We start from the raw sequence: 22,200 nt of genomic DNA, 5'->3' as shown, positions 1-22,200 counted from the left end.
TCACTCATCGAGCGCAGCTCGAAGCTCCTTGACTTTATTAACCGTTTGTTCTGCGGCTTGTTCCGGTGGCAACGTAGCAAAAGGCTTAACGAGAGCACTGCCGACAATGACAGCATCGGCAACTGCACCCATGGCTTTTGCAGATTGCGCATCGCTAATACCAAAACCCACACCAACAGGAATGCTGGTTTGAGATTTAATTTTCTCGATACGCTGCGCTGCTTCAGACGTATCTAAGGTTGCTGCGCCTGTTACACCTTTCAGTGACACATAATAGATAAAACCACTGGCTTGTTTTATGACATGTTGAATACGTTCATCAGTCGATGTTGGTGCTAACAGGAAAATCTGATTCATGTCGTACTGGCGTAATACCTGATTAAACTGATCAGATTCTTCTGGTGGCAAGTCCACCAACAAAATACCGTCGACACCACTTTCATGTGCTTTTTCAACAAAATTCTCATAACCAATGACTTCTACTGGGTTTAAATAACCCATCAAAACCACTGGAGTTTCCTGATCTTTTTGACGAAATTCTTTGACCATAGCCAAAGCGTCTAAGGTATTTGTCCCACCCGCAAGTGCTCGCTCTGCAGCAAGCGCGATCACAGGACCATCTGCCATTGGATCGGAAAAAGGCAAGCCCAATTCGATCACATCGACACCTGCATCAACCATGCGATGCAATAATGGTACTGTCACCTCTGGATGAGGGTCGCCCGCCATAACATAAGAAACCAAAGCTTTTTGTTGTTTAGATTGAAGCTGTTCAAAACGTGTGGCTAGACGAGACATAAGGTTTACTTTCCTTGCATGAAAAAATAGTGTGTGCTGTGTTTACATGACACCGCATTGTAACGCTATTTTTTAGACATTGCACAGCGCCAAAAGCTGCCTGATTTGATTCAACATTTATGAAACAATCCGCAAGCTACATTAATCAATATTTGATAGCTTTTCTCAATGATCAAAGCTTCCTAATTTTTAGGCATCTTTTGAATTGTTTCTTTAACCCTTCTCGGATTTTTTAATTAAAAAAATTATAAAAATCATAAAACTAAATAAACGACCAAGCTTTACCCACATGGCAAAATGTTTGTTCAGGTCTAAATTTCACTCACTTGTCATATGTTATATATTGTACTTTTTCGTAGCCCATCACAAAAAAATAAAAAAAGCGAGCCAAATATAGCTCGCCTTTTTTATTAAAGCTTAGAATTTACAGATCAACCAATGGAATACCATCGACACGGGCAACCGTCAGTAAATCTTTATCACCACGACCTGAAACCGTCGCAATAATGATCTGATCTTTCGACATGGTTGGTGCAAGCTTAGTAACATAAGCCATCGCATGTGAACTTTCTAGTGCAGGAATAATCCCTTCAATTTTAGTCAAATCACGGAAGCCTTGTAGTGCTTCTTCGTCATTGATTGGCACGTACTGAACACGTTTCATATCTTTCAAGAAACTATGCTCTGGCCCCACACCTGGGTAATCCAGACCTGCTGAAATACTGTGCGTTTCAATAATCTGACCTTGTGCATCACTCATCAGGTAAGTACGGTTACCATGTAATACACCAACATGTCCTGCATTTAAAGGTGCTGAGTGTTTACCTGTTTCAATGCCATAGCCCGCAGCTTCGACACCATACATTTTTACATCAGCATCATTCAGGAATGGATAGAACAAGCCCATCGCATTTGAACCACCACCCACACAGGCAACCAGTGCATCAGGTAAACGACCTGCTTGCTCTAAAATTTGTTGACGTGCTTCACGACCAATGATCGACTGGAAATCACGAACCAATTGCGGATATGGGTGTGGGCCTGCAACTGTACCAATGATATAGTAAGTGGTATCGACATTACTCACCCAGTCACGCATCGCTTCATTCATGGCATCTTTGAGTGTCTTAGAGCCACTTTCGACTGGCACAACTGTTGCGCCAAGTAAACGCATACGGTACACATTCATTGCCTGACGTTTAACGTCTTCAGCGCCCATGTAAACCACACATTCAAGACCTAAACGTGCTGCAATAGTTGCCGTTGCCACGCCGTGCTGACCTGCACCTGTTTCCGCAATAATACGTTTCTTACCCGACAATTTAGCAAGCAATGCCTGACCAATTGTATTGTTCACTTTGTGAGAGCCAGTATGGTTAAGGTCTTCACGTTTTAAGTAGATTTGCGCACCACCTAAATGTTTAGACCATCGTTCAGCATGATAAAGTGGACTTGGGCGGCCGACATAGTAAGCCAAATCACGGTCAAATTCTGCCAAAAACTGTGCATCATTTTTCATTCTGTTATACAGATTTTCTAAATCTTGTAATGCAGCCATCAATGTTTCTGACACGAATCGTCCGCCATGAATGCCAAAGTGTCCTTTAGCATCTGGATATTGTGTATAGTCAATCACTTCGTTTTGCTGATCCACAATGGACTCCTTGCATAAATTTTTTGATTAATCGTTGATCTTTAATTCCTTTTTGGGCTTCTACACCGCCACTAACATCCACCGCAAACGGTTCGGTCAGTTCAATTGCCTCAGCAATATTGTCAGGATTTAAGCCTCCCGCCAAAATCAGCGGAATATCAAGTTTAGGGAATTGCGACCAATCAAATTGTAAACCTGTCCCACCCTTTAAATCAGGATGCCAAGCATCGAGTAAGATAGCACTTGCGCCCGCGTGTTGGTAGCGTTGAATTTCGTTTATTAAGTCTAAATCAGGTTTGACCTGTATGGCTTTATACCAGCGGCGTTTGGTGATTTGTGCAATTTTCTGACACATCTCAGGGCTTTCATCCCCATGCAACTGTAATACATCTAAAGGAACCTGCTGCAAAACTTGCTGGATCTCTTCTGCGCTGGCATTTACAAACAAACCAACCACTTGCACATAAGGTGGAATCTGTAGCACTAGTTTCTGGGCTTGCTCCACAGTCACTGAACGGGGGCTTGGTGGATAAAATACCAAACCAATTGCATCAGCCCCTTCCTGCACGACGCTGTGTACATCCACAATACGCGTAATTCCGCAAATTTTAGCTCTTGTTCGCATAACCCATCATTTCTTTAAAAAGCATATTGCAGATTAGAACGGAAAATAGGCGGTAAAATCTAGACTAAAATGTGGTTTTCAACGCAATCTCTGTCCTTTGATTGTTTCACTAATGTAAAGCCCGTATACTTTAAGCCAATTGAGCAACAAGTTTTGCATTTTGCTTTAGGGAAGTTGGTGAAAGCCCAACACTGCCCCCGCAGCGGTAACAATGAAACGCATATATTTTAAGTGGTGCTTAGCCATTTAACGTCACTGTTTTCGAATGGGAAGACGAATATGCTGGTTATATTTTAACTATATTGGAAGTCCGAAGACCTGCTTGTTGTTTACTTCAATGAATCATTCACGGGGAGTGAATGTATGGAGCAAATATGTCTATTTTTAAACCAACAGCATTAGTGGGCGCTATTGCAATTGCAATGGGTACTTCAGTCGCGGCTTATGCAGCAGATGACCAATCAAACACAGACGACAACAATGTTACTTCTCTAGATAAGATTGTTGTCACAGCATCGCGTACACCAGAGAAAATCAAAAATGTCCCTGCTCGTATTGATGTAATTGATAAAAAAACCATTGAACAATCTCCTATTGCAGACTTAGGTCAGCTTTTAAAACAAGATGCGGCATTAAATATTGTTCAATCTGGTGGTATCGGTCAAACCACATCAATTTTTACGCGTGGCACAAATTCAGACCACACCCTTATTCTTAAAGATGGCGCAACGATTAACACTGCTTTAGATGGCGGCGCAAGTATTCCCTATCTAGACTTAACTGATGCTGAACGCATTGAAATTCTAAAAGGACCAGCATCAGTACAGTATGGTTCAGATGCAATTGGTGGTGTTGTCCAAATTATCACAGCACCACCAGAAAAATCAGGTGCATTTTTGACTACCGAATATGGTGAAAACAATACTTATAAATCGATTGTTGGTGCAAATCTTAAGACAGATCAAGGATTCTATGCTCAATTCCGTGGACAGCGCATGGAAAGTGATGGCACCCCTGTTGTAAATACGACATCTGAAAAATCAAGCTATGATCAAAAAGGCTATAGTGCCAAAGTGGGTTATGAACAGGCTGATTTAGGTGGCAGTATTAGTATTGATGAAAACAAAGGTAATAGTTATTACTATGGCGGCAATCAAGACTTCTTGAATCGCCTCATCAATGCTAAAGGCCGTGTTGAACTGGCATCCAACTTAACCTTAAATGCTCGCTATTCGCATTTTGAAGATCAATTGACTTCAAAAAGCTATGAAGGTTATTACAACACTTTTAGAGATGAAGGTGATGTTAACTTAAACTGGAAGTTTACTGATCATCAAAATCTTTTAGTTGGCGCCACAACTAAAGATGCAACTGTAAAAAGCTTATCTATTGAAAATGGCAAAAAGAATCTAGATTCCAATGGCTACTATATTCAGCACCAATATCAAGATCACGGAATTAGCACACAAGCAGGCGTACGTTTAGAAGATGATAAACAGTACGGCTCACATACTGTTGGTCAATTTGCGATTCGTGGTCAAATCACACCAACAACCAGTGTCTACGCCAATGTTGGTTCTGCATTTAAAGCACCTACAGGTAATCAACTTTATTATGTTTATGAAGACGCAACTTGGGGCAACACGTACGGCAACCCAAATCTAAAGCCTGAAGAAAGCGTGACTTATGAAGTTGGTTTGGATCAAGAATTACCATTTGGTATCCAAGGCTACTTGTCAGCCTATCAAACCAAAGTCAAAAACTTAATCGAATATGTATATGGCTACCCAGATTCAACTTATGACAACGTAGATCGTGCCAAAATGACAGGCGGTGAAGTAGGTTTCAAATGGCGTAAAGGCCAATACTATATTCAATCAGAATATGGCTATGTGAAATCGATTAACAACGATACAGGCTATGATCTGGTTCGCCGTCCACGTCAAACATTTACAACGACCATTGGACTAGAAAATACTCGTTACGGTTTAAGTGCATCTTTAGTCAGCAAGTCTAGCTCTAAAATCTCAGAATCTGCCAACTCTGCAAATACTCCAGGTTACAGCACTGTAGACCTACATGCATATTGGAATGCGACGAACAATATTAAATTATTTACGAATATTCAAAACGTTGGCGATGTTCACTACAAAACAGCCAACTACTATGGAGACACGTGGTACATCAACGGTGGTCGTTTGGCAACTGTAGGTGTAACTTTAAGCTTCTAAGTTTCAAAAAAAGTATTTTATCAGCGCATTTTAATGGATAATGTTTGTACAAGCATTATCCTTTTTTATCATTAAAAGGAACTACTTATGGGTCATCGTTTAAGCAGGATTTCAACCCGTACTGGTGATGACGGCACGACAGGACTTGGAGATGGAACACGCGTCGAAAAAGACGATTTACGTATTCAAGCCCTAGGAGACATCGACGAGCTCAATAGTGTTATCGGCGTATTACGCGCACAAATCGTTAACAGCACGATTGATATGGATGAACAACAACGTTGGGACAAAAGCCTCAGTCTTATCCAACATTGGCTGTTCGATTTGGGTGGGGAAGTTTGTATTCCAGGCTATGTTATGGTTCAAGAGTCTGCATTGTCATTTTTGGAAACTGACGTCGAAGCCATGAATAAATACCTGCCAATGTTGAAGGAATTCATTTTACCTGCGGGTTCATTGTCATGTAGTTATGCGCATCAAGCCCGTTCAATCTGCCGTCGTGCCGAACGTAGTCTGATTAGTCTGCAAAAGCGCGATCAAAATGTTCAGAAAATATCTCTACAATTACTGAATCGTTTATCGGACTGGCTATTTGTCGCTTCTCGCAGTCTGCAACTGGCTGAACACGGGAAAGAAATTTACTGGCAAAGGCAAAAGTAAGTATTTTTAAGCGTAGAATAATTCCATTCTCAATTTCATTTGGCAAATGGATGCAAATTATCGGTCACCGTGGTGCGCGTGGAGAAGCACCAGAAAATACGCTTGGTGGTTTTAATTATTTACGACAATTGGGCATTCGTGCTGTTGAGTTCGATGTCCGTCAACTTCCAGATGACACCTTAATTGTCATTCACGATGACAATTTTTTTAGAACAACAGGGAAATTAAGCTCTGTTTATCAAAATCATCAACATGATTTAGTCCATTATGACCATCGGTTCAAATGGAAAAATTGGTTAAATCCAGAGCTCACGCCATTACTCTCCGAAGCACTCGAACTCCTGCATGACTTCAAGCATATTGAAGTTGAAGTCAAAGCGGTTGCCCATCAAGCTGAAGCTGAACATTTAGTCGAAACACTACAACAAGAACTACAAGGTTTTGAGCAATCAGCAACGATTACCAGTTTTGATGAAAAAATTTTAAAGGCCTTACAGAAAAATCAAAGCCCATTTCAACGCGGTTTCTTGATTGAAGATAACATTAAAAGCCAAGCCATTGAAAAAGCAATTAAATATGGCTGTAATCGAATTGGCTGGAAAGATAAACTGGCAACACCTGACATGATTGAGTTATCAAAACTGGCTGGTCTTGCTGTTAGTGTTTGGACTGTCAATGAGGTCAAAAGAGCCAAAGAACTGCAAGATTTAGGTATTGATGGTTTAATTACAGATTTTCCGAAAACAATGCAACAGCAACTACAAAATTTAGGGTAATATTTAGACAAAACGCATTGATCGAAAGTTTATCTTTAGCTTTTAAAATACAAGTGTATAATATTGCTAAGACATCTAGAAAGATGCCTGTGAACAACCATCATTATTGCGTTTGAAGGTTGACCCTATTTTTCTTTGAGGAGCGTCGCTGCATATGACTCCCCTGCCCCAAGCACCTATTAACTGGACAGCAACCATTACCTTGTTGGGGACTCCGATTGCTGCCCTAATTGCTATACCGTTATATGCTTATTACCACGATTTTTCTGTCAGTGCGTGGGTGAGCTTATTCTTTTTACTCGCATTAAGTAGTCTGAGTATTACTGCGGGTTATCATCGCTTATGGGCGCACCGTGCCTATGAAGCGTCACTCCCTTTAAAAATCATTTTGATGCTCGGCGGTACATTTGCGGTACAAAACAGTATTTTGTACTGGGCATCAGGACACCGTACTCATCACCGTCACGTCGATGATATTGAACAAGACCCATATTCAATTAAAAAAGGTTTCTGGTATGCCCACTTAGGTTGGATGATCCGTGATTATCCTGCGGCTACAGCAAACTATAAAAATGCGCCTGATTTACTCAATGATAAAGTCGTGATGTTCCAAGACAAATATTATGTGCCATTAGTGATTGCAGTGCATGTGGTCATTTTGGGGACAATTGGTTGGGCAGTCGGTGATTTATGGGGTGTAATTCTATTGGGTGGATTACTTCGTCTAATCTTGAGTCACCACGTCACGTTCTTTATTAATTCACTGTGCCATATGTTCGGCAAACGTCCATATACAGATGAAAATACAGCACGTGATAACTTCTGGTTAGCAATTGCGACTTGGGGCGAAGGCTATCATAACTATCATCATATCTTCCAATACGACTACCGTAATGGGGTGAAATGGTGGCAATATGACCCAACCAAATGGCTGATCTGGTCATGTTCAAAAGTCGGTTTAGCTAAAAATCTGCGCCGTATTCCTAGCTTTAATATTAAAAAAGCAGAATTGGCTATGAAGTTTAAGTATGCTGAACAAGACCTTGAAGTTTACGGTCTTGATATCAATGAAGACTTACGCACGATGAAACAACACATCGCACAAGAGTATGAGGCATTTACTCATACACTCAATGATATGGCAAAACTTAAAGAGCTTGAGTTACAGCATAAAAAAGCGGCTGTCACTGAACGTATTCAAAAGATTGACCATAAACTTAAACTTGATTTCCAACTCATCGAACAACGTTTGCAGCACCACCGTGATCGTCTGGAAGTTCTCGTTAAAAGTTTAAGAAAGATTTCAACATAATTCCGTTCTACAAAAAGAGATGCAAAAGCATCTCTTTTTTATTTTGTCCCAGCAAATCCAAGTTTTGATATAGTAATTCTGAATCTTTCAAAACTTGCCTCTTATGATTTTTAATTCCTTGTATCCTTCTTTAAATGCCAAGCTATACCATCAGCAAGCACCAAAACCTTTACAAGGTGCTCGTGCAGGGCATTTCAATGCAGCTTTAGCCCATGAATTGCAATGGACAGCCGAAGAACAACAGAATTGGATCGAAATTTGTAGTGGACAAAAAACCTTTGCCGAGTTTCCCCCTCTAGCAATGGTTTATGCAGGGCATCAGTTTGGACAATGGGCTGGACAATTGGGTGATGGTCGCGGCTTATTGATTGGGCAAGTGCTTGACCGTCAGGGTAAAACCATCGACTTGCATTTAAAAGGTGCAGGTAAAACACCTTACTCACGTATGGGCGATGGGCGCGCTGTTTTGCGTTCAGTGATTCGTGAGTACCTAGCAGGACATGCACTCAATTCCCTTGGTATTGCTTCAAGCAATGCAGTTGGCTTTACCACTTCCAATCATGCCGTACAGCGTGAGCAACTTGAACAAGGTGCAATGCTGTTGCGTACAGCAGACTGTCATATTCGTTTGGGGCATTTTGAATGGATTAATCAATATGCGCCAGAACTCCTTAAAGAATTTACTGAAAAAGCCATCGAATGGTATTTTCCAGAATGTGTGAATGCAGAGCAGCCTATTTTGGCTTTTGTAAATCAGGTCATCGAACGCACAGCTAAAATGATTGCGCAATGGCAACTAGTCGGCTTTGCTCATGGCGTGATGAACACGGATAACTTAAATATTACAGGTTCAACACTCGACTTTGGCCCTTATGGTTTTATGGAGCGTTTCCGTCCCAACTGGATCAACAATCATTCGGACTATCAAGGACGTTATAGCTATCAAAATCAGCCAAGTATTGGACACTGGAATTTATGGGTTTGGATTAATAATCTTGTTCCACTTGCCAAAACTGAAGATCGTGAACAATTTAAGCAAGAATTAGTGAAAGCCTTAGAACAATATGAACCGAAGTTTTTAGCGTTTTATCAGCAAGGTCTGGCAGCTAAAATGGGGCTACCTGACTTTCATAAAGATAGCTTTGACTGCGGTATGGCATTTTTAAAAATCATGCAAAGTGAACAGCTCGATTACACGCAAAGTTTCATCCGCCTACAAGAACAGCAATATCGTGCTATTCAAGATGACTGTCTCGATATTCGACAGTTCGAGGATTTCCTAAAGCAGTATCATGCAATTCGTGAACATCAAAATATTGAACAGCTTGATGCTGCTATGCGCTTAGCCAACCCACGTTATATTTTACGCAATCATATGGCACAAGCAGCAATCGAAGCTGCACAACGCGATGACTTTAGCGAAGTAGAACGTTTGTTTGAACTTTTGGCACAACCATTTACCCAGCAACCTGAACGTGAACGCCCTGCCGATCTTGCACCACTGCCAAGTGATGTACCTGATGTAATGGTGAGTTGTTCATCATAAAAAAGGAGCGATAACGCTCCTTTTTTATTGGATTTAATTAATCATTTGGATATTCAAAACGATAACCTACACCATACACCGCTTGCACCCACTCATGGCGGCTGTCATCTTCAGCGACTTCGGAAATCTTACGGCGCAGGTTTTTAATATGACTGTCAATCACGCGGTCTGCCACATCAAAACTGTCAGGGTTAATATGGTCTAACAACTGAATGCGTGAATAAACTTGTCCAACATGTTCTAGAAACAACTCTAGAAGACGAAACTCGGTTGGGGTTAAATTTAAGGCTTTTTGCTTATACCAGATACGTTGCTGAGACTTGTCGATGCGGAACAGATCATTTTCTTCTGGCTCTGCTTTTCGCTCCAAGCGACGTAAGACTGCCTGCACACGTGCAACCAGCTCTTTCGGGCTAAATGGCTTACAAACATAATCATCTGCTCCCATGTTCAAGCCCAAGACCCGATCAATTTCTTCAGTACGCGCAGTGACCATAATAATGGGTAAATCAGATTGTTCACGGACTTTACGGCAAATGGTCAAACCGTCCATACGTGGCACCATCAAATCCAAAATCATCAAACTTGGTTTGCGTTGTAAAAAACTGTTATAGGCTTCTTGTCCATCGTGAAACATACTGACTTCATAGCCCGCAGCTTCTAAATAGTCCCGAACCAGCCCAGCTAATTCAACTTCATCTTCAACCAAAATAATATGTTTCATCTATTTATTTCCTAAGAATTTTTGGAAAAGTTAACTGGCAACGCAAACCACCCAAAGGTGAGTGATCAAAACTCAATTGACCATCTAAAGCTGTCGCAATTTTTACCGAAAGTGCCAAGCCCAAGCCCGTGCCTCCCGTGCTACGAGTTCGTGAATCATCAACCCGATAAAACCGTTCACCCAAGCGCTCTAACTGTTCATCGGTTAGACCCAATGGACTATCATCAATCAACAATGTCCAAGTCTGTTCATTTTGCGTGGTGTGAATATGAATAGTTCCACCTGCTTCTGTGTAGCGAATACTATTGCCCAGCAAATTTACAATAATCTGTTTAAAACGATCGACATCCAAAGACAGCAATGCACCTGATCCATCCACTTCAACCTGTAACTGCGCTTGTTCAAATTTAGGAGAGAAATTAATCACCTCCTGAACCACAACTTGCCATGGATCAATGTCAGCAAAATAACATGTCAACTGCTGTGCCTCAACCTGTGCCAAGTCCGCCAAATCCTGCGTTAATTTTTTCAGGCTACTCACCTGACTCATCATCGAAGCAAAATGTTCTGGCGTTGGTTTTCGAATTCCATCCTGCATCGCTTCAATTTGTGCTTGTAATACAGCAAGCGGGGTTTTCAGTTCATGGGAAGTATCTGCAACCCACTGGCGGCGTGATTGTTCATGTTGGTACAGAATTTCAGACAACTGATTCATTTGATTAGACAAATCACCCAGTTCATCATTTCGCTTAACCTGCATTTGGTATTGGTAATGTCCTTTGGTCAACTCACGCGCTGTACGCACTAACTGGTGAATCGGTTTTTTGAAATAGGTTGCAAGAAGCAAAGACAAGAGCAAACTGGCAAATACAGTGACCGCATAAATCAAGAGCAATACTTGTTTTTGAGTACTAAAGAAATTTAGACTCAAAGCATCTTCTTGATCTAAAACAGGTTTTAAACCCAGATAACCCACAACCTGATTATTGACCACAATCGGGCGAAATGAAACTGAACCAGAATTTTGTTCACCTACTATAAAATGCTTTTTAGCATCATAAAGCGATAAGCGTGAACTTAACCCCAACTTGTCAGGCATTGGAATAAAACGTTTTTTACCTTCAGGTGGCTCATCTGGTTTTCCACCTCGCTTCCCCCAAAAGATTGGCCCATCGTGTAATGGGAAAGTCAGGCCTTCAAAAGGCTGATACTCTGAGGGAAGATTCTCTTGCAACAAACGAATTTCAGCAACAGACAGACCTTCTTTCTTAATCGCGGTTTGCTGCTCAACCCCAGTTGGGACATTGAGAATAGTGTTTTCTTTAAAATAGCGCTGCTGAAAAGCAATGTCATACTGACGACGTAACCAAATTCTTGATAAATGATCATAATCATTTGGACCTGGCTTACCTTCAATCTGTAAAATCTGCGCCTGAATGGCATTGCCCCAGTCATGATAAATGCTGTAAACCCCAGCCAAATTTTCAATCAGATGATCGAGCTTTTGCATTTCAACATCTGCGACATATTTGGCAAAGTTTTCTTTCATGGTCCATTGAAATACACCCAAACTCACCGTGGTAATAATCACAGTGGTGAGTAGCACAGTTAAAAATAACCTTAAGGCAATAGGAACACGCAGCTTTTTCAAAAACTCAACTCGATCAATATCCTGAATTTCTCCATTGTAACCAACATGTCCATAAAAAACTCTCCATTCTTCCTCCATGTTGGTTGGTTAAAGTTAACGCAGTAACACTTTCAACCTCTTTATACAACACAGGAAAATAATATGAATATATTTGCCAAAGTTGCGTTAGTCAGTGCCACATTACTCAGTCTGGGGACGTTAACTGCATGTCAATCCATGACCAAACCACATGACCCTATGATGGAAGCTGGCCCACATCATGGTCACCACGGCCCACGTATGTCAGAAGAAGAAATGGAGAAACGTAAAGCAGTTTTCGAACAGTTTAAACAGGCATGTAACAATCAGCCTGTGGGTGCAAAAGTTCAAGTTAAACTCGCAGAGAAAACGATTTCAGGGACATGTGAACTTCGTTTTAAACCAGATCATGACAAAGATCATCCATTACCGCCTCCTCCTCCAGCAGATGCACCTGCGCCAACAGCACCTGCAAGCAAGTAATTGCAGGGAGAAAGAAACGGCATACACTCTGTATGCCGTTTTTTATTTTCAGGTTAAAGATTGGCTAAATCTACATTTCAGTTAAAAATAAAAACAATTTTTTTCATATACTTAATATTATAAATCAAACTTTCTTTGACTTTAGAGTCACACAGAAACCACGATTTCACTCTTGTCGGATACTGCAACTTGTTGCACGATGTACTCAACATGAAAGTGCTGGGAAAGGCACATTTTAAAAACATAATCTGGAGTCAAACCAGTACAAGAGGATACTGCCATGCCACAATACAAAGCACCTTTACGTGATATGCAATTTGTTTTGCATGAGCTGCTCAATGCTGAGCAACATTATGCCAAACTGCCTGCTTTTCAAGATACGGTCAGCCGTGAATTGATTGATCAATATTTAGAGGCTGCCGCAGATTTTTGTGAAAATGAGCTTTCTCCACTCAATCAAGTTGGCGATCGTGAAGGCTGTAAGTGGCATGACGGCGAAGTCACCACACCAACAGGTTTTAAAGAAGCCTATCAAAAATATATCGAACTCGGTTTTCCATCTCTAGCTGCCGAAGAACAGTATGGCGGTCAAGGTTTACCGAACTCACTTGCAACTGTGATTTCAGAAATGGTCGGCAGTTCAAACTGGGCATGGGGCATGTATCCTGGCTTGTCACATGGCGCAGTACGTACCATTGAACATCACGGTTCAGACGAACAAAAAGAAACCTACTTACCTAAACTGGTTTCAGGTGAATGGACAGGCACCATGTGCTTGACCGAATCCCATGCAGGTTCAGACCTTGGCATTATTCGTAGTAAAGCCGAACCCAATGCCGACGGTAGCTATGCCATTTCTGGAGAAAAAATCTTTATCTCCGCGGGTGAACACGATATGGCTGAAAATATCGTGCACATCGTCTTGGCGCGTTTGCCAAATGCCCCTAAAGGCACCAAAGGTATTTCGCTGTTTATTGTGCCTAAATTCCATATCAATGCGGATGGTTCACTTGGTGAACGTAACAACGTTCGCTGTGGTTCTATCGAGCATAAAATGGGGATTCATGGCAATGCTACCTGTGTCTTGAACTTTGACAAAGCCACAGGTTATTTAATTGGCCCTGAAAACCGTGGTCTAAACTGCATGTTTACCTTTATGAACACGGCACGTATTGGTACAGCCGTACAAGGTTTAGCTGCATCCGAATCTTCTTTCCAAGGTGCACTGGTCTATGCCAAAGAACGTTTGGCGATGCGTTCACTGTCTGGGGCAAAACAGCCTGAAAAAGAAGCTGACCCAATTATTGTGCATCCTGCTGTTCGTAACATGTTGCTCACCCAAAAAGCCTTTGCCGAAGGTGGTCGTGCGCTGGTCTACTTATTGTCTCAATATGCTGACTTGGTTGAACGTGCTGCAACACCAGAAGAACGCGAATATGCGGACAATATCTTGTCGCTGCTGACGCCTATTGCCAAAGCATTCTTGACGGAAACGGGTTATGAAGCTGCCAACAAAGGCGTTCAGGTCTTTGGTGGACATGGCTTTATTGCTGAACATGGCATGGAACAGATTGTACGAGATACCCGTATTGCCTGTTTGTATGAAGGAACGACTGAAATTCAGGCACTGGATTTGCTTGGTCGTAAAGTCCTACAGACCAAAGGGGCTTTACTGCGTGATTTCACCAAAATCATTTATGACTTTACCCAAGAACAAGCCAACAATGCTGAGTTACAAGAGTTGATCAGCGAACTGGCTAGTCTCAATAAAGAATGGGGACAACTCACCAACCGCATTGGTGAACGTGCGAGCGAAAATGCCGATGAAGTCGGTGCTGCCGCAGTCGACTATTTATATTTTGCAGGCTATGTGACGCTTGGCTATTTATGGGCGCGTATGGCGGTTGTTGCACAGCAAAAATTGGCACACGGTTCTAGTGAAGTTGAATTCTATAAAACCAAAATTACCACAGCACAATTCTACTTCAAGAAAGTGCTTCCTCGCGTTCACGGACACATTGCAGTCATTGCAGGTGGATTAGAGCCGCTCATGAGTCTTGATGCAGAATATTTTGCATTCTAATGCGCAGAAAAAGGCTGCCTGAATGTGCAGCCTTTTTTATGAAATGTCTTGCAACGATATTCAGGAAGCGATCCATCAGTATCGTCATAAAAGTTGCTAGAGTTAAAGCAAACACAAAAAAACAGGTGAACAACAATGCCAATCTACAATGCCCCACTTGCTGATATGCGTTTTATTTTAAATGAAGTTTTTGACGCAGAACAATTTTGGCAAAGCAATGAAAAGCTGGCACATTTAGATGCCGCGACTGCTGAGGCAATCTTAGAAGAAATGGCTAAATTTGCCAAAAATGTCACGCTGCCGATTAATCGGAGTGGCGATGAACAAGGTGCACACTATGCCGATGGTAAAGTGTCTACACCAGAAGGGTTCAAGGCAGCATTTCAACAATATGCGGAAGGTGGCTGGATTGGTCTAAGTGCCGATGAAGAATGGGGCGGTCAAAGCATGCCAAAAATGCTGACTGTACTTTCCGATGAAATGATTTTTGCCACCAACCCGTCCTTTATGCTGTATCCACTGTTGTCGGTCGGTGCAGGCATGGCGCTCAACAGCTATGCGTCTCAACAGCAAAAAGAAACCTATTTACCAAAAATCTACTCGGGTGAATGGTCAGGCACCATGTGCTTAACCGAGCCACATGCGGGAACAGACTTAGGCATTATCAAAACCAAGGCTGAACCGAATACCGATGGTAGCTACAACATTACAGGCACCAAAATTTTCATTACAGGTGGCGACCACGACCTGACCGAAAACATCATTCACCTTGTCTTGGCCAAAACGCCGAATGCACCAGCAGGTTCGCGCGGTATTTCCCTGTTTATTGTACCGAAATACATGGTCAATGAAGATGGCTCTTTAGGTGAGCGCAACACGGTTGCCCCAGGTTCAATTGAACATAAAATGGGAATCAAGGCATCTGCAACCTGTGTGATGAATTTTGATGCAGCCAAAGGTTTCTTGGTCGGCAAAGAAAATGAAGGCTTGGCGGCGATGTTCGTAATGATGAACTATGAGCGCTTGTCGATGGGGATTCAGGGTTTAGGTGCGGCTGAATTTGCCTACCAAAATGCGGCCCAATATGCCACAGACCGTTTGCAAGGTCGCAGTGCCAAAGGTGTGAAAAGCCCAGAAAAACCAGCAGACAGTATTTTAGTTCACGGCGATGTACGTCGTATGTTACTCAATGCCCGCGCCAATAATGAAGCATCACGTGCCTTTGCCGTATATGTCGGTCAACAGCTCGACATCACCAAGTTTTCAACCGATGCCGAAGCAGTTCGTAAAGCCAACAACCGTGTTGCCCTGCTCACTCCAATTGCCAAAGCTTATTTAACCGACACCGCATTCAATGCTGTTCTTGATGCACAAATGTGCTTTGGCGGACATGGTTATATTGCTGAATGGGGTATGGAACAATGCATCCGTGATTTACGTATTGCCCAGATTTACGAAGGAACCAACGGCGTTCAGTCGCAAGATTTGATCGGGCGTAAAGTCATTAAAAACAACGGTGAATTCTTATATGAATATATCGATGAAATCCGTAACTTTGTGCATGATCTCGACATCGAGCTCAACATCATTAAAGATATGACTCTCGATGCCTGTCTTGAAGTTGAAGCGTTGACCCAACGCGTGATTGAACAATCTCAAGAAGATCCTGACTTTGCCAATGCCGTTGCAGTTGATTTCTTACATGTAGTCGGTCTACTCAGTTTTGCCTATATGTTTGCCAAAATTGCTCAAGCGGCTGAGTCAAAACAAGGTGAGTTTTATGCCAATAAACTGCGTTTGGCTCAGTACTATATTGAAAAAGTCTTGCCTGAACTCAATAGCCGTTTTGCCAAAATTAATGCAGGTTCTAGCGTGATTATGCAATTCGAACCTGAGTACTTCACCCAGCAATAATCCGATTCCGATTTAAAAAATGCCTGTTTATCAGGCATTTTTTATGTTGTCATAGTTTTTGCATGATACTCTTTTAATCTAAAACCAGATCGAATCAAGGTGTCATGTTATGCCCGTCCCGAAACATAAGACCGATCAAATACAACAATTTTTAGATCGGATTGGTCATTTGGCTGTTGAAAGTTTTCATTATTTAGCCCTATTTATTATTGGCTGTATGATCGCGTGGTCTGCGGTACATACCACCATCGACATTTTTACTGAAAAAAACTATGCCAGCATTGATGATATTCTGCTGTTATTTATCTATTTAGAACTCGGTGCCATGGTTGGAATTTATTTTAAAACCAATCATATGCCTGTGCGTTTTTTAATTTATGTGGCAATTACTGCACTCACTCGCCTCTTGATTTCTGTGATTCAGCATGACCATAAAGCCTCTATGGATTTAATCATTGTCACAGGTTCAATTCTGATTTTAGCCGTGGCAATTTTTATCGTGCGCTATGCCTCTTGGCATTATCCATCGGCAATTAAAGAAAAAAATGAAGTCGTCAGTAAAAAGCTGCAACCGCAAGATGATGAATTGGCCTAATTGTCAGGTATAGTAACGCGGGTGAAATCAAGAGAATTGCAACATGTCTGAATTAAGTTTTGAACGCCTAGAACAGTTTTTTGCAAAAGTCCCAAGTGTCCAAGCAACTCGTATTGTGGGACATGGTGATGATGGACAACACGCATGGTGGTTTAAGTTTTTTATTGATCTTGAACACCCATTGGCATGGCAAACCGTACAGGAACTTGGACATGTTTTAAATTACTTGTCGACCAATGAGCGTTTACCGACTCAGTTTTTACCTGTCTCTCCACCACCTTATATGAATGGTGAAGCCAAAGACTTTTTGGCTTGGGTCATTCAGTGCAACCATGCCGAGTTTTCACCCGATGTGGTGTGTGATTGGCTTGAAGCACGTTTGCCCAACCCCGTTGAAGATGTTGAGCAATGGAAAATCAAAACCGATTTAAGCGAACTGAATAATCTGGATGACAAAGCACTTGATCAACTCATTCCACCGCAAAACTAATCATTCTGAATAAAAAAAGAGAGGTGCAAGACCTCTCTTTTTTATTTGCGTTTTCATTCTTAGAATGTCGATAAACCTGACCATTCCATAAAACGGTAGAGCGCATATTTCAGTTTTGAACTGTCAGCATAGTGGCTGTAATCGACACTGATTTGTCGCCCGTCCAAGTTTTCCCAAGCGGTATTGAAATACTTTTGGGCATCGACAAAGACAGATGATTGGCTTGAGCCAATTACACGTAGATCTGTTTCCAGATTATAATTTTTCAAATTACGTGCGGTAAAATTGGCTGAACCAAGTAGTAATTCAGATTGGGTCGCATTGTGCTTGAACAGCATTTTAGTGTGTGCCTGCTCGCCATGCGTGTCATTCCAACGCACATGAATGCCTGCATCATGTAATTCAACAGCAACTTCACGATTCGGAATGCCATTTTTCTGACGACCAAAAGCATCCTTGTTTGGGTCAAGCAAGACACGAACCTGCACACCCCGCTGTTTAGCCTGCTTCAAGGCATCAATAATTTTGCGTTCAGACAAATAGAACATTGCCAAATCAATCTGATCTTGAGGTTTTGCAGTATTGATCATATTGAGTGCAGCACGATAAATTGCAGCTTCAGTCAGAACCTGCACTTGCGGCAAATTCTTGTCCCCCTCTTGTTGCCCAACAATCACGAAACCCACATCCCCTTGCGACATGGCCGCCACAGGTTGCTCGGAATTTAGAATATCCACGGCAACTGGCCCTGAGACCAACAACGCGACATTATCATGATGTGAACTGCCATCGTGTGGATTAGCAGAAGTCACTAGCCCTTTCCAACCCTGATCGGTATCGACCACAATGGTTTTACGGTGATTGGCTTTAAAGTTGAGTAAATCGAAGTAGCTACGTAAGGTCACTTTGCCCTGACCAAATGGGTTGGGTAACCAGCCGCCTTGCGGATTATTTCCCAATCCCTGACAACACAAATACCAGAAACCCGACCATACAGGATTAGGCGTGCGTAATGGTGCAAGGTTGGTTTCAATCACATCAACACCCGCCTGACGTAACTTGCGATAATGCTCAGGTGCAAGCCCACCGTAGACCGAATTAATTGGATCGGTAATCAGTTTGATTTCAACATTTGGAGATTGAATTCGCTTACTAATCAAAGCTTGCGTAAGCTCTTGGGTCAAATGACGCTGAGGTTGGGTATTCTTGCCCATTTCATCATTAAACAAGAACATATCTATCACAATCGTGGTTTTGGCTTGCGCAATCAAACTCAAAATTTGATTGAAGATATGCTGATCCTGCTGCACTTTGCCTGTCGCATCGACATAGGTTTCATCGGCCAAGAATTGCACATCGGCGTGATGTAACTTACCTGTGTAATCAATACCACGGGGTAGCGGTTTTACTGTGTGATAGACCGCAGAAGAAGCATAGCCGAGAAATAAAATACCGACCAAAAACCCTGCATAATGGCGGGGAGACCATTGTAACTTATGATGAATTTTGTGAAATATACGCATAAAAATAAACCTAGCCGAATAGTGTCAGGCTAGGTTTTCTCTTAGTTTTTTTCAAGAGTAATTTCGTGATGGGAGGCACTCCTGTCACGAATTGGGCTTAAATCTTAGAAGTTAAAATCTACCCCGACCGTAAAGTTACGTCCGACTTGTGGCACATTGGCAAGGAATGATTCATGCTGATAAACATTGGCATCGAGCAAGTTATTGGCTTGTGCATATAAACGATAACCTGTTTTCGCATTCACCTGACCTGTATATGCCAAACCTAAATTCAGCATGTTGTAGCCTTTGGTATCGGTTTCATAATTGGCAATATCATCCTGATTAAACACATGATAATACTCTGCGGTTGCCGAGTAGCCATCGCCAAAGTCCGCTTTGAAACGTGTGCCTAAACGCCCACCTGGAACACGTGGGGCATTGCCATCGTTATCCAATTTACCGCGTACATAATCCCCAAACAGGCCTGCATTCCAGACTGGAGAAAGTTGATAGCTCAGATCAGCATCAACCCCATAGAAACGCGCCTGAGTTTGGCTGTACTGAATTAAGCGAAAATCATCATATTGATCCAGCGTTTTGGCATAAATAAAGTTATTAAACCAGTTCTGGAACACACTGACGTTATATTTCAAACGGTCATTGTCAAAGTGCAGCCCCAATTCAAGGTTATTGGATTTTTCCTTGTCAAGGTTGTCATTGCCCAGTTCATAGGTATTGGTTGCCATGTGTTTGCCGTCTGAATACAGCTCTTGTGCCACAGGCAAACGCTCTTGATGTGATGCAGTCAAAGACAGTTTATAGTTTGGAACAAACTCCCAACTGGTTGAACCTGCAATCGAATAAGCCGTACCATTGTAATCTTTTTGAGTCGAATCGATATTGATATTTTGCTGATCAATCCGTGATGACACTTCAAAATTCAGGTTATTGACCTGCTTTTGTTGTAAAGCAAACAGACTGTATTTTTTGGTGGTGTTGGGATTCATCAAAGATTCATCACCATCAATACTGAGTTTTTGCTGAGTAAATTGCGTTCCGATTTGCCCTGTCCAGCCCGCCCACGGATTGTTACTCAAGGTAATACGCGCATCTGTGCCTTTGCTATTAAAGGTCGTGTCTGGCGTGTCCCCATCCATTTCGGTATGTTGATAATCGGTATAGTTGGCTTGAGCAGAGAGTTTGTTAAAACCTGCAAATGGATCATTCAGTTCAGTTTTAATGTCATAGCGTTTTTGTTTCAGGTTAATCCAACCTTGTGCATCATCACCGCCACCCGTTGCTGTACCGCAATTGGTTAAACTGCTGCCGCTACGTTCACACGTGCCGTACAGTTCATTGTCGGCAGGAATACCATATTGGTCATGACGCTGGCTAAAGGAAATTCCTGTATAACCACGGTCATAAATCCATGACAACCCTACGTTGTAATCTTTAGAATCGGCAAAGGTACTGTCTTGGCGACGGCTATCGCTTTGTAAATCTTTCGGCAAAATATAGTTATTGGCATCACGTTTTAAACCACCCAAACGTAGGGCAAACTGATCCCCCAGTCCAATGGTGGCATTGCCTGAGTACAACAGTTCATCACTACCTGAGTTATAGCGGACCCCTGCACGACCTGTATAACCACCTTCAGGCATTTGAGTCGGAATCTTGTCATCGACCACATTGATCAGACCACCGACCGATCCTGCGCCATACAACAATGCTTCAGGGCCTTTTAAAATCTGAATTTCCTGTGCTGAGTTTGGATCAACAGTCACCGCATGGTCAGGTGAAACACTCGATACATCAAGTGCATCGCCACCATTTTCAGTAATTTTGACTCGCGCGCCATCTTGCCCACGAATCACAGGACGACTTACCCCGCCTGTGTATTGTGCTGAATACACGCCTGCCTGACCATTTAAGGCATTGCCAATGGTGGTTGCACCTGCGATTAAGGTTTTCTGATCGACAACTGCATCACCAGCCGTTGAATTCACTTTTGGTTTTTTATCAGCATGAACCTGAATGGTCGGTAAATCATTTTCTGTAACAGATGTATCTTGCGCCATGACCTGTTGAATGGTCAGTGATAGAACAGAGAGAACAAATGCATGTTTCTTCAAGGACATTGTAGGCATCCAGTGCTAAATTTGTTGTTATATTATAACGTATCGTTTTATTTGCAAGTCCCATTCGTACTTTCTGCTTAATTTCGTTAAAATTTTGTTTTTGTATTTTTCAAGCACACCTATGGCATTTACTGTGTCGCATATGCTGATCGCACCTGTGATTTATCGGCTCAGCCAAAGAAAATTCCCTTTGGCTGCGGCTGCAATCGGTTGTATGGCGCCTGATCTCATTCGCCTGTTTACGCAAAAAGATGTCATGCTGAGTCATTTATGGCAGGGCTTGATTTTCCCCGACTTGTTGATTGGTCTAATCGCTTCAGGACTGTGGTATCTGCTGTATCGCCCTGTAATTTTTACTGGTTTAGGTCTAATCGCCCCGCTTGGATTGCAAAGCTTCAAGCAATACCTGATCTTTTTCATCGCAAGTGTCTGCGCATTACTACTCGGAACCATCAGCCATTTTATCTGGGACAGCTTTACCCATGTCGATGCACGTACTTGGTTGGCCTGTGATTTCTTAGAGCAAAGCATTGAGCTATTTGACCATCATTTCCCGATGCATCGGCTGTTACAAATCGGGACATCAGTACTGGCTTTGCCTTGGTTATGGATTTGGACAAAGCATTATATTGCACATTATCGACAAGCGACTCCCACAACCTTACAACGCCAATTTTTACAACGCTTATCCATAAGTGCATTGCTGTGTGGCATGGCAATGCTGAGTTTTTATCTGTTCAATCATGCTGAACTTGGGGGAAATCTCTACGAGTTAAGTGGTCGCGGTTTTAAAGCCTTTGTGCAAGGCTGGCTGGTCTGTTTTACTGCGGGTAGCGGTTTATTTTTATGGAAATATTCACAAATTCAAGCGGCTAAAAAATCGCTCCCTCCGTCTTAAGTCGTCTTAACGATGGTTTTTTCGCGCTAAACCTTGAGCAACATCACCTAAAAGGGCATAATCGCTGATTGATTCGCGGTACGCTGTTTACGTATACGC

At 42.2% G+C, this 22,200-nt stretch carries 19 protein-coding genes and 1 riboswitch; of the genes, 11 read left to right on the top strand and 8 right to left on the bottom strand.

The window, feature by feature from the left end:
- The 3 genes from trpA to C1A47_RS11520 all read right to left on the bottom strand — a co-directional run bounded on the left by trpA (position 1) and on the right by C1A47_RS11520 (position 3,077).
- Positions 1-798 (bottom strand): tryptophan synthase subunit alpha, encoded by a 798-nt coding sequence (gene trpA, locus C1A47_RS11530; protein WP_111895190.1) that lies wholly within the window; start codon positions 796-798, stop codon positions 1-3.
- Between the two features lie 424 nt (positions 799-1,222).
- Positions 1,223-2,452 (bottom strand): tryptophan synthase subunit beta, encoded by a 1,230-nt coding sequence (gene trpB, locus C1A47_RS11525; RefSeq protein ID WP_111895189.1) that lies wholly within the window; start codon positions 2,450-2,452, stop codon positions 1,223-1,225.
- Complete coding sequence (locus C1A47_RS11520) at positions 2,427-3,077, bottom strand: phosphoribosylanthranilate isomerase (protein ID WP_111895188.1); 651 nt, start codon at positions 3,075-3,077, stop codon at positions 2,427-2,429. Before C1A47_RS11520 ends, trpB begins: the two co-directional genes overlap by 26 nt.
- A 131-nt stretch (positions 3,078-3,208) precedes the next feature.
- Positions 3,209-3,418: riboswitch (cobalamin riboswitch) on the top strand.
- Between the two features lie 33 nt (positions 3,419-3,451).
- Between C1A47_RS11520 and C1A47_RS11515 the strand changes: the two genes are divergently transcribed.
- The 5 genes from C1A47_RS11515 (at position 3,452) to C1A47_RS11495 (ending at position 9,602) form a co-directional block, all read left to right on the top strand.
- The gene (locus C1A47_RS11515) at positions 3,452-5,308 is read left to right on the top strand and encodes a TonB-dependent receptor plug domain-containing protein (RefSeq protein ID WP_111895187.1); all 1,857 of its coding nucleotides are present in this window, start codon (positions 3,452-3,454) and stop codon (positions 5,306-5,308) included.
- 87 nt (positions 5,309-5,395) lie between these two features.
- Positions 5,396-5,968 carry a cob(I)yrinic acid a,c-diamide adenosyltransferase gene (locus C1A47_RS11510; RefSeq protein WP_111895186.1) on the top strand — a complete coding sequence of 191 codons (573 nt, stop codon included), beginning with the start codon at positions 5,396-5,398 and terminating at the stop codon, positions 5,966-5,968.
- A 50-nt stretch (positions 5,969-6,018) separates the two neighbouring features.
- Positions 6,019-6,744 (top strand): glycerophosphodiester phosphodiesterase, encoded by a 726-nt coding sequence (locus tag C1A47_RS11505; protein ID WP_111895185.1) that lies wholly within the window; start codon positions 6,019-6,021, stop codon positions 6,742-6,744.
- A 154-nt stretch (positions 6,745-6,898) separates the two neighbouring features.
- Positions 6,899-8,056 carry an acyl-CoA desaturase gene (locus C1A47_RS11500; RefSeq protein WP_111895184.1) on the top strand — a complete coding sequence of 386 codons (1,158 nt, stop codon included), beginning with the start codon at positions 6,899-6,901 and terminating at the stop codon, positions 8,054-8,056.
- A 103-nt stretch (positions 8,057-8,159) separates the two neighbouring features.
- On the top strand, positions 8,160-9,602 hold the full coding sequence (locus C1A47_RS11495) for a protein adenylyltransferase SelO (RefSeq protein ID WP_111895183.1): 1,443 nt from the start codon (positions 8,160-8,162) through the stop codon (positions 9,600-9,602).
- 37 nt (positions 9,603-9,639) lie between these two features.
- Here the strand turns inward: C1A47_RS11495 and C1A47_RS11490 are convergent, their stop codons facing one another.
- Together C1A47_RS11490 and baeS are read right to left on the bottom strand one after the other, a co-directional pair.
- A complete protein-coding gene (locus C1A47_RS11490; protein WP_111895182.1) occupies positions 9,640-10,326 on the bottom strand; it encodes a response regulator in 687 nt (228 codons plus the stop codon).
- Between the two features lie 4 nt (positions 10,327-10,330).
- Positions 10,331-11,977: a sensor histidine kinase efflux regulator BaeS gene (baeS, locus tag C1A47_RS11485; protein WP_111895203.1), complete on the bottom strand. Its 1,647-nt coding sequence runs from the start codon at positions 11,975-11,977 to the stop codon at positions 10,331-10,333.
- Between the two features lie 141 nt (positions 11,978-12,118).
- Here baeS and C1A47_RS11480 point away from each other — a divergent pair, with 141 nt between their 5' ends.
- A complete protein-coding gene (locus C1A47_RS11480; RefSeq protein ID WP_111895181.1) occupies positions 12,119-12,478 on the top strand; it encodes a hypothetical protein in 360 nt (119 codons plus the stop codon).
- Between the two features lie 147 nt (positions 12,479-12,625).
- Here C1A47_RS11480 and C1A47_RS17955 read toward each other — a convergent pair whose 3' ends face one another.
- Positions 12,626-12,760 carry a hypothetical protein gene (locus C1A47_RS17955; RefSeq protein ID WP_264756267.1) on the bottom strand — a complete coding sequence of 45 codons (135 nt, stop codon included), beginning with the start codon at positions 12,758-12,760 and terminating at the stop codon, positions 12,626-12,628.
- On the opposite strand from C1A47_RS17955, the gene C1A47_RS11475 reads away from it, so the two are divergent.
- From C1A47_RS11475 to C1A47_RS11460, 4 genes are all read left to right on the top strand, one after another.
- Positions 12,759-14,561, top strand: a complete 1,803-nt coding sequence (locus C1A47_RS11475) for an acyl-CoA dehydrogenase C-terminal domain-containing protein (protein WP_111895180.1) — start codon at positions 12,759-12,761, stop codon at positions 14,559-14,561. The two genes, C1A47_RS17955 and C1A47_RS11475, sit on opposite strands and share 2 nt — an antisense overlap.
- A 135-nt stretch (positions 14,562-14,696) precedes the next feature.
- A complete protein-coding gene (locus C1A47_RS11470; RefSeq protein ID WP_111895179.1) occupies positions 14,697-16,475 on the top strand; it encodes an acyl-CoA dehydrogenase C-terminal domain-containing protein in 1,779 nt (592 codons plus the stop codon).
- A 109-nt stretch (positions 16,476-16,584) separates the two neighbouring features.
- Positions 16,585-17,070, top strand: coding sequence for a phosphate-starvation-inducible protein PsiE (locus C1A47_RS11465; RefSeq protein ID WP_111895178.1), 486 nt, complete (start codon positions 16,585-16,587; stop codon positions 17,068-17,070).
- A 43-nt stretch (positions 17,071-17,113) separates the two neighbouring features.
- Positions 17,114-17,560: a hypothetical protein gene (locus C1A47_RS11460; protein WP_111895177.1), complete on the top strand. Its 447-nt coding sequence runs from the start codon at positions 17,114-17,116 to the stop codon at positions 17,558-17,560.
- Positions 17,561-17,619: 59 nt separating this feature from the next.
- Here the strand turns inward: C1A47_RS11460 and C1A47_RS11455 are convergent, their stop codons facing one another.
- Positions 17,620-19,083 (bottom strand): phospholipase D family protein, encoded by a 1,464-nt coding sequence (locus tag C1A47_RS11455; RefSeq protein ID WP_111895176.1) that lies wholly within the window; start codon positions 19,081-19,083, stop codon positions 17,620-17,622.
- Positions 19,084-19,187: 104 nt separating this feature from the next.
- The gene (gene znuD, locus C1A47_RS11450) at positions 19,188-21,203 is read right to left on the bottom strand and encodes a zinc piracy TonB-dependent receptor ZnuD (protein ID WP_111895175.1); all 2,016 of its coding nucleotides are present in this window, start codon (positions 21,201-21,203) and stop codon (positions 19,188-19,190) included.
- A 121-nt stretch (positions 21,204-21,324) separates the two neighbouring features.
- On the opposite strand from znuD, the gene C1A47_RS11445 reads away from it, so the two are divergent.
- On the top strand, positions 21,325-22,101 hold the full coding sequence (locus C1A47_RS11445; protein ID WP_111895174.1) for a DUF4184 family protein: 777 nt from the start codon (positions 21,325-21,327) through the stop codon (positions 22,099-22,101).
- Positions 22,102-22,200 lie beyond the last annotated feature (99 nt).

The sequence above is a fragment of the Acinetobacter sp. MB5 genome (assembly GCF_003261585.1).
Taxonomy (GTDB): domain Bacteria; phylum Pseudomonadota; class Gammaproteobacteria; order Pseudomonadales; family Moraxellaceae; genus Acinetobacter.
Note: the sequence above shows the minus strand (reverse complement) of the source record. Positions and strands in the feature narration are given on the sequence as shown.

Coding starts and splice junctions, on each gene's coding strand:
- trpA (WP_111895190.1), bottom strand. CDS start 798: ATGTCTCGTCTAGCCACACGTTTTGAACAGCTTCAATCTAAACAACAA.
- C1A47_RS11520 (WP_111895188.1), bottom strand. CDS start 3,077: ATGCGAACAAGAGCTAAAATTTGCGGAATTACGCGTATTGTGGATGTA.
- C1A47_RS11515 (WP_111895187.1), top strand. CDS start 3,452: ATGTCTATTTTTAAACCAACAGCATTAGTGGGCGCTATTGCAATTGCA.
- C1A47_RS11510 (WP_111895186.1), top strand. CDS start 5,396: ATGGGTCATCGTTTAAGCAGGATTTCAACCCGTACTGGTGATGACGGC.
- C1A47_RS11505 (WP_111895185.1), top strand. CDS start 6,019: ATGCAAATTATCGGTCACCGTGGTGCGCGTGGAGAAGCACCAGAAAAT.
- C1A47_RS11500 (WP_111895184.1), top strand. CDS start 6,899: ATGACTCCCCTGCCCCAAGCACCTATTAACTGGACAGCAACCATTACC.
- C1A47_RS11495 (WP_111895183.1), top strand. CDS start 8,160: ATGATTTTTAATTCCTTGTATCCTTCTTTAAATGCCAAGCTATACCAT.
- C1A47_RS11490 (WP_111895182.1), bottom strand. CDS start 10,326: ATGAAACATATTATTTTGGTTGAAGATGAAGTTGAATTAGCTGGGCTG.
- C1A47_RS11480 (WP_111895181.1), top strand. CDS start 12,119: ATGAATATATTTGCCAAAGTTGCGTTAGTCAGTGCCACATTACTCAGT.
- C1A47_RS11475 (WP_111895180.1), top strand. CDS start 12,759: ATGCCACAATACAAAGCACCTTTACGTGATATGCAATTTGTTTTGCAT.
- C1A47_RS17955 (WP_264756267.1), bottom strand. CDS start 12,760: ATGGCAGTATCCTCTTGTACTGGTTTGACTCCAGATTATGTTTTTAAA.
- C1A47_RS11470 (WP_111895179.1), top strand. CDS start 14,697: ATGCCAATCTACAATGCCCCACTTGCTGATATGCGTTTTATTTTAAAT.
- C1A47_RS11465 (WP_111895178.1), top strand. CDS start 16,585: ATGCCCGTCCCGAAACATAAGACCGATCAAATACAACAATTTTTAGAT.
- C1A47_RS11460 (WP_111895177.1), top strand. CDS start 17,114: ATGTCTGAATTAAGTTTTGAACGCCTAGAACAGTTTTTTGCAAAAGTC.
- C1A47_RS11455 (WP_111895176.1), bottom strand. CDS start 19,083: ATGCGTATATTTCACAAAATTCATCATAAGTTACAATGGTCTCCCCGC.
- znuD (WP_111895175.1), bottom strand. CDS start 21,203: ATGTCCTTGAAGAAACATGCATTTGTTCTCTCTGTTCTATCACTGACC.
- C1A47_RS11445 (WP_111895174.1), top strand. CDS start 21,325: ATGGCATTTACTGTGTCGCATATGCTGATCGCACCTGTGATTTATCGG.